Source organism: Frankia casuarinae (assembly GCF_000013345.1).
Classification (GTDB): Bacteria; Actinomycetota; Actinomycetes; order Frankiales; family Frankiaceae; genus Frankia; species Frankia casuarinae.
The window spans coordinates 3,312,311-3,325,407 of sequence record NC_007777.1; the positions used below are offsets into that span (position 1 = coordinate 3,312,311).

At 69.7% G+C, this 13,097-nt stretch carries 16 protein-coding genes; 3 read left to right on the top strand and 13 right to left on the bottom strand.

The window, feature by feature from the left end; genetic code table 11:
• The first annotated feature begins 18 nt into the window (after positions 1–18).
• Both FRANCCI3_RS27035 and FRANCCI3_RS14140 read left to right on the top strand, forming a co-directional pair.
• Entirely contained in the window at positions 19–177 is a 159-nt protein-coding gene (locus tag FRANCCI3_RS27035; protein WP_023840756.1) for a hypothetical protein, read from the top strand.
• Positions 178–253: 76 nt separating this feature from the next.
• The gene (locus FRANCCI3_RS14140; protein ID WP_023840757.1) at positions 254–460 is read left to right on the top strand and encodes a hypothetical protein; all 207 of its coding nucleotides are present in this window, start codon (positions 254–256) and stop codon (positions 458–460) included.
• A gap of 102 nt (positions 461–562) precedes the next feature.
• Here FRANCCI3_RS14140 and FRANCCI3_RS14145 read toward each other — a convergent pair whose 3' ends face one another.
• From FRANCCI3_RS14145 to FRANCCI3_RS14160, 4 genes are all read right to left on the bottom strand, one after another.
• Positions 563–1,363 carry a glutamate ABC transporter substrate-binding protein gene (locus tag FRANCCI3_RS14145; protein ID WP_232235038.1) on the bottom strand — a complete coding sequence of 267 codons (801 nt, stop codon included), beginning with the start codon at positions 1,361–1,363 and terminating at the stop codon, positions 563–565.
• Positions 1,364–1,695: 332 nt separating this feature from the next.
• A complete protein-coding gene (locus FRANCCI3_RS14150; RefSeq protein WP_232235037.1) occupies positions 1,696–3,348 on the bottom strand; it encodes a hypothetical protein in 1,653 nt (550 codons plus the stop codon).
• Positions 3,349–3,368: 20 nt separating this feature from the next.
• Entirely contained in the window at positions 3,369–3,764 is a 396-nt protein-coding gene (locus FRANCCI3_RS28755) for a hypothetical protein (protein ID WP_011437202.1), read from the bottom strand.
• Positions 3,765–3,955: 191 nt separating this feature from the next.
• Positions 3,956–4,471, bottom strand: coding sequence for an alpha/beta hydrolase (locus tag FRANCCI3_RS14160; protein ID WP_049760943.1), 516 nt, complete (start codon positions 4,469–4,471; stop codon positions 3,956–3,958).
• A gap of 85 nt (positions 4,472–4,556) precedes the next feature.
• Between FRANCCI3_RS14160 and FRANCCI3_RS27040 the strand changes: the two genes are divergently transcribed.
• Positions 4,557–4,769: a hypothetical protein gene (locus FRANCCI3_RS27040; protein WP_049760944.1), complete on the top strand. Its 213-nt coding sequence runs from the start codon at positions 4,557–4,559 to the stop codon at positions 4,767–4,769.
• An 832-nt stretch (positions 4,770–5,601) separates the two neighbouring features.
• Here the strand turns inward: FRANCCI3_RS27040 and FRANCCI3_RS14165 are convergent.
• The 9 genes from FRANCCI3_RS14165 to FRANCCI3_RS14205 all read right to left on the bottom strand — a co-directional run bounded on the left by FRANCCI3_RS14165 (position 5,602) and on the right by FRANCCI3_RS14205 (position 13,034).
• Positions 5,602–6,213, bottom strand: coding sequence for a superoxide dismutase (locus tag FRANCCI3_RS14165; protein ID WP_011437204.1), 612 nt, complete (start codon positions 6,211–6,213; stop codon positions 5,602–5,604).
• 390 nt (positions 6,214–6,603) lie between these two features.
• Positions 6,604–7,083 (bottom strand): bacterioferritin, encoded by a 480-nt coding sequence (bfr, locus tag FRANCCI3_RS14170; RefSeq protein ID WP_011437205.1) that lies wholly within the window; start codon positions 7,081–7,083, stop codon positions 6,604–6,606.
• 383 nt (positions 7,084–7,466) lie between these two features.
• Complete coding sequence (locus FRANCCI3_RS14175) at positions 7,467–8,159, bottom strand: AIM24 family protein (protein ID WP_011437206.1); 693 nt, start codon at positions 8,157–8,159, stop codon at positions 7,467–7,469.
• Between the two features lie 100 nt (positions 8,160–8,259).
• Positions 8,260–8,838 carry a DUF5134 domain-containing protein gene (locus FRANCCI3_RS14180; protein WP_108913494.1) on the bottom strand — a complete coding sequence of 193 codons (579 nt, stop codon included), beginning with the start codon at positions 8,836–8,838 and terminating at the stop codon, positions 8,260–8,262.
• Between the two features lie 78 nt (positions 8,839–8,916).
• Positions 8,917–9,153 carry a hypothetical protein gene (locus FRANCCI3_RS29120; RefSeq protein WP_011437208.1) on the bottom strand — a complete coding sequence of 79 codons (237 nt, stop codon included), beginning with the start codon at positions 9,151–9,153 and terminating at the stop codon, positions 8,917–8,919.
• Positions 9,154–9,258: 105 nt separating this feature from the next.
• Complete coding sequence (gene pruA / locus FRANCCI3_RS14190; protein ID WP_200923100.1) at positions 9,259–11,001, bottom strand: L-glutamate gamma-semialdehyde dehydrogenase; 1,743 nt, start codon at positions 10,999–11,001, stop codon at positions 9,259–9,261.
• 138 nt (positions 11,002–11,139) lie between these two features.
• The gene (locus FRANCCI3_RS14195; RefSeq protein WP_011437210.1) at positions 11,140–12,069 is read right to left on the bottom strand and encodes a proline dehydrogenase family protein; all 930 of its coding nucleotides are present in this window, start codon (positions 12,067–12,069) and stop codon (positions 11,140–11,142) included.
• A gap of 133 nt (positions 12,070–12,202) precedes the next feature.
• Positions 12,203–12,562: a DUF742 domain-containing protein gene (locus FRANCCI3_RS14200; RefSeq protein ID WP_011437211.1), complete on the bottom strand. Its 360-nt coding sequence runs from the start codon at positions 12,560–12,562 to the stop codon at positions 12,203–12,205.
• A gap of 67 nt (positions 12,563–12,629) precedes the next feature.
• A complete protein-coding gene (locus tag FRANCCI3_RS14205; protein WP_011437212.1) occupies positions 12,630–13,034 on the bottom strand; it encodes a roadblock/LC7 domain-containing protein in 405 nt (134 codons plus the stop codon).
• Positions 13,035–13,097 lie beyond the last annotated feature (63 nt).

A 13,097-nucleotide genomic window follows, 5' to 3' on the forward strand; every position in this document is an offset into this window, starting at 1 on the left:
GCTCATAGGCACTGAGCTGTGGAGCTCGGCGATATCACCTCCGAAGGTATCCAGCGAACCCTGGCCACCAACCATCTCGCGCCGTACCTGCTGCTGCGCTCGCTGATCGGCCCCATGAGTGACCGGCCAGCGCGCTTCGTCGTGGTCGGCGGCTCACCGGCTCCCGCATCACGGTGAACGGCGCTCATCCGGGCATTATCAGCAAGACGGACTCGGCCGAGATTCCCGCGGCGCACTGCGGGTGTTCAGCGCGATGCTCGATCCGTTCAGGCCTGGCCCCGACGTCGGTGCCGATACGCCGGCATGGCTCGCGACCAGTCCCGAAATCAATGGTGTCAGCGGGCGTTTCTTCGTCCGGCACGAGACGGTCATAACCGCATCGCACACCACCGACGTCGCGCGCTGCAACCAGCTCTGGGACGCCGGCGCACGGCTTGTCGGTCTACCGTCCGAACTGTGACAACCATCGGGGCTCGGGCACCAGGGCTCGGGTGCGCGTCATTCATCATGAATCACCGGTTTCGATCTCGTGGCTCGCCCGGCCCGCCAGCTCACGGCCCGGTCAGGGACGGCCACCGTCGAGCAGCGGGGGGCGGCCGGGTACGCGTAGGCCCGGTCGCAGCCACTCGTCATACAGGCGGGACCAGGTTCCGTCGAGCATGATCTCGCGAAGCACGCCGTTGACGAACGCGACGAACTCGTCGTCTCCCGCCGTGTCCCCGGTGATCGGCATGGCGATACCGTAGGGCTCGTCGAGCCGGCCGCCGGCTTCGAAGTCCGCGCCGAAGGCGCTCGGCCCGAGCACCGTCGTGTAGGGGTCCTGGGCGGCCAGTCCGGCGAGGAGGACATCGTCGCCGGCGATCGCGTCGACGTCACCGTGCTGGAGCGCGACCAGGCAGTCCGCGAGGCGGGCCCGGGTCACCGGTCGGGGTCCCGGCGCCGGCAGCCGCGCCAGCTTCTCGCTGGACGTGCTCCCCGCCGACGAGCAGACCGGCCGTCCGACGAGATCGGCGATACCGCGGAACCCGGCGTTCTCCCGAACCAGCAACCGCAGGGTCGACTCGTAGTACACGTCGGAGAACCGGACCTGCCGCTTGCGCTCGCAGGTGATGGTCATGGTAGCCACGAGCATGTCGACCATGCCGGAACGGAGCAGGTCCTCCCGCTCGGAGGTGGTGACGGCACGGAACTGGACATGATCGTCGACCCGCTCGGCGCCGAAGATGGCCGCTGCGACCGCGCGGGCTATGCCGACGTCGAAACCCTCCAGTCGCAGGGTGCGCCAGTTCATCAACCCGGCCGGGGGCGCGTCGGTAGCGATGCCCACGCGCAGGTAGCCGCGGTCCCGCGCGATCGCGCGCATGCGGCTGCCCACCGGCATCCGGCCGGGGGGAGGCATCGGGGTGAGGGGTGGTTCGCTCGACCGGAGCGGTCTGCCATCCCGGCGACAGGTTCCATCCGGGTTGGCCGATTCCGCCGACGCCCGCGTGGGCTCGGCGTCCGGCACCGGTGATGGCGGCATCGGGGCGGCCTCCAGCGGAAGGGGGCTACGGGCGGTACTGCAGCCCGTACCGCCCACGAGGACCATGCAGCCAACGAGGATCCCCCCAAGCAGCGGGCCCACTGCCCCCGTCGGGATGGAAGGGTGCCGGCGGGTGGTCCGCCCGGTCCGGCGCCCGGTCCGACCGGGCGGGCTCACAGGTACTCCCGGAGCCGGGGCCACATCCCCGCCGCGGCCGCGACGATCGCGGTGAGGACAAGCGCCGGGCCGGCCAGCTCGAGATCGCGCAACGCCGCGGCGGCCCGGCGGACATCTCCTTCGAACCTGCCCCGGGCGGCGTCGATCGCGACGTCGAGCTTGCCGAGGAAGCTGGTGAACGCCGTCGTGCCCGGCCCGAGGGTCCGGGTCACCGCCTGTCCGAACGTGTCGGAGGAACGCGGGTCCCCGACGGAGGAGCCGGCGTCTCCCGGTCCTCGCGCGGCCGCGACGACCGAGTCCGGTGACGAGGCCAGCAGAGCCACCACCGAGGCCCGGCTACGCAGCCAGGAGCGCAGATCGCTCTCGAGTCCCGCCGGTATCCCGGCCCCCCCGCGCGCGTCGAGGGCGACGACGAGTGAACCACGACGGGTGACCGGTTCGGGCGGTAGGCGGTCACCGGTCACGTCGAAGCCGAGGCCTCGGGTCACCCAGGCGAAGTGCTCGTCGAAACGGGTGCCGTTGCCGAGCGCCGTCAGCGAGAGGTTCTCATCGACCCGTGCCTCCAGAGCCAGGGTCTTCGATCGGGCGAGCAGGCTCATCGGTCGATACCCGGAGTCCTGCGCGGTGTCAAGACGGGTCTGCTGGGTCCCGAAGGCGACCGCGGTCCAGGTGACCGTGGCCAGGATGCACCCGGTGCCGAGCAGCAGGCCCGGGTTGACCAGTCGGTTCGTGCGTCGGACCAGAAGCAGCTGGACGCCGACGAGCGCGATGATCGCGAGGGCGGCCGTGATCACGATCGCCCATTCCCCCCGTGAGCCGGTGGCCTGCTGGTAGGCGGTGTCCACCGCGTCGGCGTACCGGGCGACGAGCACCTCGGTCGCCGGAAGGATCTCCGTGCGCATCATCGTCGAGGCGGCCCGCAGGTTGGCCTCGCCGACGGACAGCCCCGCCCGGTTGTTCGCCCGGGCCCGTTCGACCATCCCGTTGTAGACGGGAATGCCGCCGGCAAGCACGTCCAGGGGGCACGACGAGGCGATCCGCCCGGACGACGGCCGGGTCCCTGCGCCGTCGGGTCCGGGTGGCGGCGCCGCGGGGTCGGACCAGGGCGGGTCCGCGGCGCACAGGGCCGGGTCTAGTCGGCGCAGGTCCAGGACGTCACGGGCGGCATCGGCGACACTCGCCTCGAACAGCCCACCGTTCTTGATCCGATCATAGCGCTGCCGCAGCTCGGCGGCGGACTCTCCCCTGCCGACGAGAAGCTCGACGGGCGCGAAGACCTCCGCCGCCGCGGCGGCATCCGCCTGGGAGAGGGCGGCCCGCAGCTCCTGAGCCGTGGCGAGCGCTCGGCCGTGCCGACTCACCAGGCCGTCGGTCGCGTCCAGCCGATGAGTGACCACTCCGTGCAGCGTCAACCCGAACAACGCGAGCGCGACCACGAGAAACGCCAGCAGCCCGACGAGCCGGACACCCGCGTCGCATCGCGCCGCGATGCCCAGCACGGCCCGCGCGAGCCGCGTGCCCCACCGCGCTCGCGGGCCGCCCGGGCCACCGGGCTCCCCACCGCCACGGCGACGACGCGCGGTCGCTCGGCGACCGGCCGGGGAGGCTCCCCCACTCTGCGTGGGCGGCAGCGACGTTACAGCCGTCACAGCAACTAAGCGTACGCGCTTCACCCCGATCCGATTACTCTAAGCAACGACGAGGGGCTCGTATCGCCGGAACCGGCGGGAACGTTCCTCGGCGCGCAGCAGGTCCAGCCAGCGAGCCTGCATAGCCGCCAGGCTGCCCGCCGCACCGATCCGCACCGATCCGCACCGGGGTCTCGCAGCTGTGGATCAACCCACCCGCCCCGCTCGACCAGCGTCGTCAGTCGGCGCGCGACGGGCAGCCGACGCATGACGACCATGTGATCACGCAGGAGGCCGGCCTCGTCGCGGACGTCCGCGACGGCGAGGTACACGTCCGGCGCCAGCCGCCGGTTGAGGGCCACCTCGGTCTGGCAGGCGTCTTCCCGTGCCTGTCGCCGTCGCAGGTCCACGGATCCGACCACGACGGGTTTGGGCATCTTCAGGACCCGCGGGGGTCCGGCGGCGGTGTCGTCAGCAGTGCCCTGCCGGGACGGACCAGCCGATCCGCCGGATGTCACGCCCGGCTGGCCGTTCGGCCCTTACCGAGTGGGCCGAACGGCCATGCCGAGTATGCGGGCGGCGACGATCACGACCCGCTGCCCTCCCCGGGCCGGCAGACCCGCCGGGGTCAGGCCTCGCGGAGGGACTCCAGGAAGAGCAGGGTCCGCGCGGCGACGCTGCGACGCCCCGGACCCGTCAGCACGTCGTGGCCGCCCGGGACGACCACGAGCTCCGCCCGGGACGCGGTGCGCGTCGTCATCCGGATCAGGGGTAGCGGGCTGACCTCGTCCTGCGCACCGTGGATGAGCAGGATCGGGAGGTCGGGCAGGGCACGCGGCAACGGTTCCTCGATGGCCACCCCCGCGACGGGAACCTGCAGGAGCGGCAGGCCGACCATGATCACACCGTCGGGACGTACCGCGGGGGAGGCGGCCATCGCCAGCGCCGCGAGGGCCCCCGTGTCGGAACCGAGGAGGACGAACGGGACACCCGGCACCCGGTTCTCGGCCACCGCGGGCACCCGGCGGCCACCGTCGGGAACGACGGTCACCAGGTAGCCGTCCAGCGCGAGCCGATCGGCGAGAAGGTGGAACGGGCCGGCCTGCTCACCGCGCCCGAGCAGCACCGCGACCACGGCACGCACGTATTCCCCGGGTGCCCCTCCGGAGGCGGGAGAGGCCGCCGGGAGCCGACGCGTCGACGGAACCGGGGTCGCGGCCGGGACGGCGGTGGACGCCGGAGAGACGATCGACGCCGGAGAGACGATCGACGCCGGAGAGACGATGGGTGCGATGGGTGTCGCGGCCGGCCTGCCTGCGGTCGGCACGACGGAGTTGCCCCGCTGCGGACCGACGATGGTGCGGGCGCGGGACTGCCTGCCCGCCGCGGACGAGGTGGGCGAGGTGGGCGAGGCCATCCGTGGATCATCGACGGACAACTGAGTGGTCGGCGACGGCATCGGCGCCAGATCTCCTTCGGACGAAACGGATCGTCGCGGCAGACGGGCCGGACGTGCCGCGTGCGCGGCGTCGAGGTGACATCAATCGTTGATCTCGCCTCGGAGACTCGGTGAGGGTTTGAGGACGCGGAGAAGGCTTGAGGACGCGGAGAAGGCTTGAGGACGCGGTGAAAGCTCGCGGACGCGGAGAAGGCTTGAAGAGTGGGAGAGGGAAGGTGTCCGGCCCGCCGATGATCGGTCCGACGGCCCGGCGACCGGAGGGACACGCGGCTGCCGCACGTCGCCTGCCGGCGAACGTCAGGAGCTCATCGGGCTGCGGAGGATGCCGAACCGCTGGCCGCCCGCGGCCGGGACGGATCGCTCGGCTCGGGACCGCCGGCAGGCTCGGGACCGCCGGCAGATCAGCGACAACGTCGCCAGGACGACGGCGACGGGAGGATCTCGGACTGGCGTCGATCGGGCCGGAGCACGTCCACGAACATGTCTACTACCCTGCGTAGCGGGAAGGGAAGCCGTCAAGCCGTTCACGGTGTGTCGTACATCACTCCACGACACGCCGACCAGACGCTGACGTGACGTCGACCGAAAGGTGTCCGGTCGGCCGGACCGGCGGCAAGGTCAGCTGGGAAGCCAGCCGCGAAGCCGGTGACCGGACCTCGTGGCCCCCGCCCCGAAACACCGGAAAACGACGACAAGGGCACCGCCGGAGGCGCTGCCCTTGTCATGATCCGTACACATTTTTCGCGCACGTTTGATGATCAACTATCTCGGCTCTCCGGGCACGGTCCTGTGCCTCGGGGAACCAGCCCGCACGGTCAGGCCGCCGCCGCGCCCTTGGCCTTCACGAAACGGGCGGCCACGTCGGCCCAGTTGACGACGTTCCACAGGGCCGCCACGTAGTCGACCTTGACGTTCTTGTACTGCAGGTACCAGGCATGCTCCCAGGCGTCGAACACGAGCAGCGGGGTGTTGCCCACGCCGACGTTGCCCTGGTGGTCGTACACCTGCTCGATGAGCAGACGTTGCGCGGTGGCGTCGTAGGCCAGGACGCCCCACCCGGAACCCTGCACCGTGGTGGTCACCGCGTTCAGTTGCGCCTTGAAGGCGTCGAAGGAACCGAAGTCGGCGGCGATGGCCTCACCGAGCGCACCGTCCGGCTTGTCCCCGCCGTCCGGCGAGAGGTTCTCCCAGTAGATCGAGTGGAGAATATGCCCGGAAAGGTTGAAGGCGAGCGTCTTCTCCAGGCCCACGATGGCACCGAAGTCGCCCTTGTCGCGCGCCTCGGCGATCTTCTCAAGGGTGTCATTGGCACCCTTGACGTAGGTCGCGTGGTGCTTGTCGTGGTGCAGTTCGACTATCTGCCCGATAATGGACGGTTCCAGAGCACCGTAGTCGTAGTTCAGGTCCGGCAGCGTGTACGTCGCCACTAGCGCACGATCCTTTCCATTCATAAGGAATTCATCCGAGGAGTCCCCGCGTGGAGCTCTCGGAGGTCAGATGGGCGGTGCGGTGGAGCCGGCGGCCACCCGGGGCGGAGGAGGCGGACAGAACCTGGCGATGCTCATCGGCTCGCCCCTCCCCTCTCCCGCGGCACCGCCTCAACGGCACCCTGTGGACGGTCGGCTTCGCTGCTGCGATCCTCCGCGCGATCCCCCCGACTGGACACTATCGCCAGTCGGATGGGTCCTGCATGGCGAGACCCGACACCATGACACTCAAAGGATCGGCCCGTTCACATCGCCAACAACGGTGCGTAACGACGAGGAAACGAAAACGGGATTACTCCGCCATTCATCGCCACCATCCACTACCTTCCGCTACTCCTCATGGATCTGTTGGGCGAGGTAATGGGCCGCACCAAGCTGGGAGATCAGCTCCAGCTGGGCGTCGAGCCAGTCGATGTGCTCCTCCTCGGAGACGAGGATCCGCTCGAGGAGCACGGCCGATCCGACGTCGCCCCGCTCCCGGCAGAGTGCGACCCCCCGGCGCAGCAGGTCAACCGCCTCAAACTCCCCGGACCGGTCCACCTCGAGCTGCTCGGGCACCGTCTCCCCGATACGCAGCGTGTGCAGACGCTGCAAGTTCGGCAGACCGCCGAGATACAGCACCCGCTCGATGAGCTGATCCGCGTGCTTCATCTCGTCGATCGACTCGTGATAATAGTGCTCGGCGATCCGTCGATATCCCCAGTTACGTTGCATACGACTGTGCAGAAAATACTGGTTGACGGTCGTGAGCTCGTTCGTCAGCACGCTGTTCAGAAGTTCGATGATTTCCGCGTCACCACGCGTCACCATATAACCTCCACCTCCCGTCGGGCATCGCCGGCCGGACGTCGTTCGTCATCACACCGAGGGAGTGCCCCGTCCCACGCCGCTTGATCGACCCGTCGTGGCGCCTCAACCAGCGGCGATGACCTCCGACGGTCCGCGCGAGCCGACGGGCGGAACCTCCAGCGGACAGCACATCACACGGATACGGATTTCGCAGCGAACCTGAACCCGGACCCCTCACATCCGCATGAACGTAAGTGCAGGTAAGTTTTACTGTAGGATAGAAATCCCGCACAGAGGAAGCGTGCGGGCAGCGTGCGACGAACCGTCATAATCATGGCGTTATTCCCCCGCAGCGACTTCGCCCGACCAGACGAGCCCCTGCCGGCACGCTGCCGGCAGTCGGTTCAGTGCCGGTCGGTGCCGGTCCCGGCGGCCGGCGTCTCACCACATTGGACGACGACGAATCCCCCCCGACCGGAGTACTCGATCTGCGCGAGCTCCCCCGAACTACGCCCCACGAGGTTGCCTATCTTGAACGAGGAGACCACCCGGGTACGCACGCCCGCCGTCCAGGCGACCGCGGCATCCCGGTCGACGCAGACCGGCTCGTCCGTCGACAACACCAGGGGAGCGCCCAGGCACAGCACGGCGACGCCGCCGCTGCCGGAAACCTCGGTGTTGAAGATCCCACCGGCGATCATGGCGCCGATGCCGCCGGACGTCGTGGTGACCTTGTAGCGGATGCCGGACTCCAGCGCGAGCAGACTGCGGCCGTTGACCGTCAGGCTGTCGTTGTCGAGCGTGAAGACCGAGATGTGGCTTCCGGACTCGGCGAACCAGACGGTTCCGTGGCCGGCCACCCTCATCAGGTCCTGGCCCTCACCAGTCACCGCCCGCCGCAGGAATCCACCGACTCCCTGGCCCTTGTAGGCGAAGTCGACGCGGCCGCGATAGGCCACCATGGATCCCTGCTTGGCGTACATCTCGCCGCCGTCGAGGCGTACCCGCAGCATGCGATCGCCCTCTTCCAGGGCGAACGGGGGGCCCGCGGCGGGGCCCCCCGCGAAGGTGGCGAGTGGCTGGCTCATGGCCTCCATTCAACGCCCATCCATACCCGTTCGGGCCACACCGGTAGGAATACCGACGGGAATAAGGCGGGTAGACCGGCAGCCGCCCGTCAGGACCGGCACCCGTCCGTCAGAGCAGCATCAGCAGCATCGCGCCGGCCATGACCAGCCGGGACGCGGCCGATGTCGCCGGCGGCGGGTGGGTCACCCAGCCCGGCCTGACCCTGCGGACCAGCGGGCCACCGACAGCAGCCACCACCGCCGCAGCGAAGATCACCGCGAACCAGTCGGTCAGATTCGTCAGACCGGTCGAATCATCGACCGGCCACCTGCCCGCCCGGGCCATGCACGCCATCGCCAAGCCCTCGATGACGAGCATCGAGCAACAGGACCACCGCGACGGCTCGCAGGTCGGGTCCGTCAGGACAAGGAGGAAGAAGACGCCGGCCAGCGCCAGATAGGCGACGGCGAACACCACCGACGACGTCATCCAGCGTGGGCCGACGAACATGACGGCCATTCCCGCGGCCACCACCGTGTGCCCGATCTCGACCGGTGGGTACACGGCCCTCCGCCGGGCTCGCGCAAGCGCGCCGGCAAGACGTCCGGCGTGGAACATCGCCAGCAACGCGCAGACGGCCGCGGCAACGACGGCCACCGCCTGCGGTGGGGCCAGTGCGTGCGCCGCTGCCGGGTGGTGGTGTGTCACCGATCCGACGGCCCCCGCCGACCCCACCCGGTGACACCCCGATCCGCGGGCTCCCGTCCAGTTACGGCACGTCGCACGTCAGCTCACGCCCAGGGCAAGTTCGGCATCGACCAGTGCGGTGATGCTGCCGGCACGGGCCTCGTCGATGATGGCCTGGAGCTGTTCGACGCTCATCTGGATCCGCTGGCCGAAGTCGTCGGTCAGCACGATGCGCCGCTCCGCCGGAGCTTCGTGGTCGACGAAGAGCTCCGGGCAACCACAGTTGCATTTTCCGCAGAAGGTCAAAATGTGACGCCCATGAGTAGATCCGGACATGTCGCCTCCCGGGGTAGCGGACCAATCAGGAATATCAGTCTAAGATCCTCTCAGGGAAACGTCTGCGCGTTTACCGGATTCCGGGGGCACGGACACGGGGCGCAGTCAGGGGGCACGGTCAGGGGCCGGGGGACCCCCGGCGGAGTCGTCCGGCAGCCCACCCACGCCACCGCCGCCGGACGCGCCACCGCCGGACGCGCCAAAGGCCCCGGGCCCCATGTGGGGATACACGTGGTCGGCAGGCGGAGCGAGATTCTCCTTGATCACCCGTGGGCTGACCCAGCGCAGCAGGTTCTGCGCGGAACCGGCCTTGTCGTTGGTACCGGAACGGCGAGCGCCGCCGAACGGCTGCCTGCCGACCACGGCCCCGGTCGGCTTGTCATTGACGTAGAAGTTGCCGGCCGCGAAGCGCAGCACGTGTTCGGCGCGAGCGATCGCCGAGCGGTCGGTCGCGACGACGGCACCGGTGAGCGCGTAGGACGAGGTCCGATCGATCAGTGTCAGCACGTCGTCCCAGGCACCTGGCCGGTTGTCGTCGTAGACGTGAACCGACAGGATCGGGCCGAACAGCTCGCGGGTGAACCACTCCCGCCCGGGATCGGTGCCGAGCAGCACCGTCGGCCGGACGAACCAGCCGACAGCGTCATCGCACTGTGCCCCGGCGAGAACGGTGACGGTCGAATCGCTGGCAGCGCGGGTGCACGCGGCGGCCAGGCGATCGTAGGCGCGCGCGTCGATGACCGCACCGGTGAAATGGTCGAAGTCGCTGACGTCCCCCACCGACAGTGCCTCGGTCGCGGCGGCGAGTTCGGCGTCCAGGCGCCGCCACAGGCTTGCGGGCAGGTACGCCCGGGAGGCCGCCGAGCATTTCTGGCCGCTGTACTCGAAGGACCCCCGCAGCAGCGCGGTACGCAGCACGTCGACGTCGGCCGAGGGATGCGCCACCACGAAGTCCTTGCCACCGGTCTCCCCGACGATCCGCGGATAGGAACGGTAGCCGTCCAGATTCTCGCCGACCGCCCGCCACAGCCGGGCGAAGACGGCGGGAGAACCGGTGAAATGAACGCCGGCCAGATCCGGGTCGGAGAACACCACGTCGCTGACCGGTTCACCCGAACCGCCGACGAGGTTGATGACGCCGGGCGGCAACCCCGCCGATTCCAGCAGCCGCATCAGGAAATGTGCGGCGAACGCCTGCGTGGGAGCCGGCTTCCAGACGACAGTGTTCCCCATCAACGCCGGCGCGGTCGCCAGGTTCCCGGCGATGGCGGTGAAGTTGAACGGACTGACCGCGTAGACGAATCCCTCCAGTGGACGCAGATCCAGCCGGTTCCATTCCCCGATCCCGCTGGCCGGCACGTCGGCCAGCAACTCGGCGGCGAACATCACGTTGAACCGCCAGAAGTCGATCAGCTCGCAGGCGGCGTCGATCTCCGCCTGTTGGCAGGTCTTCGACTGGCCCAGCATGGTGGCCGCGTTCAGCGTGTCCCGCCACGGGCCGGCGAGCGCCTCCGCGGCGCGCAGGAGCACCGCGGCCCGTCCCGCGAAACCCAGATCCCGCCAGCCGGGGGCGGCCTTCTTCGCCGCGGCGACCGCCGCGGCCGCGTCCGCGTGGGTGCTCTCTCGCAGCGTTCCGAGCACCCGCCGGTATGCATGAGGCTGCACGACGTCGCGGGCCGGGCCGCCGCCGAGATGCTGGTGTCCCCCGATCGTGTTAGTCAGCTCGATGTGCTCACCGCCCAGCCGGAGCAGGGCCCGCCGCAGACTGGCACGTTCCGGGCTACCCGGGGCGTAGGAACGGGTCGGTTCGTTACGCGCGACCGGAACCGTCACCGGTCCGGTCGCCACGCGCTCTGCTTCGTCCCGTCGCACGCTCCGTCCCCCGTCCAACCAGCCCGCGTCCCAGGCCCGCCCATAATCCCAGGCCCGCCGCGTCCCAGGCCCGCCGCGTCCCAGGCCCGCCCATAATCCCAGGCCCGCCGCGTCTCAGGCCCGACTCCGGAGCGCGCGGGCGGCAAGCAGCAGGTTCGTGGGTCTCTCCACCAGCCGCCGGGTCAGGTACGGCACGCAGTCCGCCCCGTAGGGCACATACACCCGCACCGTGGCCCCGGTCGACGCCAACCGCCGCTGCTCGCCCGGGCGTACCCCGTACAGCAACTGGTATTCGAAGGTCGCGGGCAGGCGTCCCACGTGCTCGGCGAACCGGCCGGCGAGGTTCAGGAGGGCGGGATCGTGAGTGGCAATCATGGGATAGCCCGATCCGGTGAGCAGGATTCCCAGACAGCGGGCGTACGCGGCGGCGACGGCCGGACGTCCCTGGTAGGCCACGGCGGACGGTTCGCGGTAGGCGCCCTTGCACAGCCGCACCCGTGACCCGGCGGTGGCGAGGTCACGGCAGTCCGTCTCGGTGCGCAGAAGCTGCGCCTGCAGGACGGCGCCGACGAAGGGGAAGTCGCGACGCAGCTCCACCAGGGTGTCCAACGTCGAGTCCGTGGTGGTGTGATCCTCCATGTCCAGGGTGACCGTCGCGTTCGCCGCCGCTGCCCGCGCGCAGAGCTCGGCGGCGTTCTCGTATGACAGCTTGCGGCCGTCGCGGGGCACGGCCTGACCGAGCGCGGACAGCTTCACCGAGACGTCGAGACCGGCGGCGATCCCCGCGCGGTCGGCGAGGTCGAGCAGCCCGAGGTAGGCCAGCAGAGTGTCGGCCGCGTCCTGCGCACGGGTGATGTCCTCACCGAGCAGATCCACTGTCGCCAGGAGGCCGAGGTCGGCAAGTCCGGCTACCGCGGCGATCGCGTCCGTATCGGACGGGCCGGCGACGAAGCGATCGATGATCCCCCGGGCGAGGGGGGTACGTGTGACGAGCGCGCGGGTGAGCGGATGGCGGGACACGGGAGGCATCAGCTTTTGGATCATATCGATCGTCCCTCTGAGGCGACGTGACAGAATGAGCGCGATCCGAAGCTTCACGTAAGCTCAATGCTCTGTCCAGCCCAGCGGCGCGGAATGCCGCGCCGTCTCAGAGCGCGCCGTCTCAGAGCGCGCCGTCTCAGATGCGACGCAGGCCGGCGAGTACCCGGTCGAGCAACTCGAGCTGCGGGGCTCCCGTCGGCATGGTGAGCTGGGAGATCTCTACCAGGCGGTCCGCCGCCGCGTCGGCGACGAGCACGCGGACGACGCCCACGGGCAAACGCAGCTCGGCCGCGATCTCGATCACCGACTGAGGCTGCACGCACATCGCGACGATCGACTTCTGTTCGAGAAGCAGGACGGACAGCCGCCCGCGGCCGAGCGGTGTCGTGGTCACCATGGCCTCGAGCGCCAGCAGACGGGACGGGCGCGCCCGGCCGCGGGTCGCCGTGTACGGCCGCACAAGCTCGCCCGACGGCTCCACCGCGTCCCCGTTCACGTGATCACCTGATCACCTGGTCATAGGGGTATGGGGTCATGGGGGATGTCACCTGGTGGACACCTGGTCACACACTTTCGCGGCGGGCCGGGGTGAGCGCCTCCCGGGTCCGGGCGACGAGCACCGTCATCTCGTACCCTACGAGCCCGATATCGCAGGTGTTGGTGGCGAGCACGGCCAGATAGGACCCCTCCCCGACTGCCATGAGCAGCAGCGAGCCCTGGGCCATCTCGACGATGGTCTGGGTGACGTGGCCGCCGTCCACGAAGTCGGCGGCGGCCAGGGTCAGGCTGAACAGACCGGACGCGAGAGAACCCAGCCGTTCCGCCCGCTCCCGCGGGAGACCAGTGCAGACGGCGAGGAGATGCCCGTCCGAGGACGCGACGATCGCATTGGCCACGCCGGGCACGAAGTCGACGAAGTTGTTGACGAGCCAGTCGAGCGAGGGATGCTCGGGATCCGCGCGGGTCACGCGTCCTCCAGACTATGCGAATCAGACGGTGCGAATCAGACGGTGTGGTGTCCGCGCGCAGGC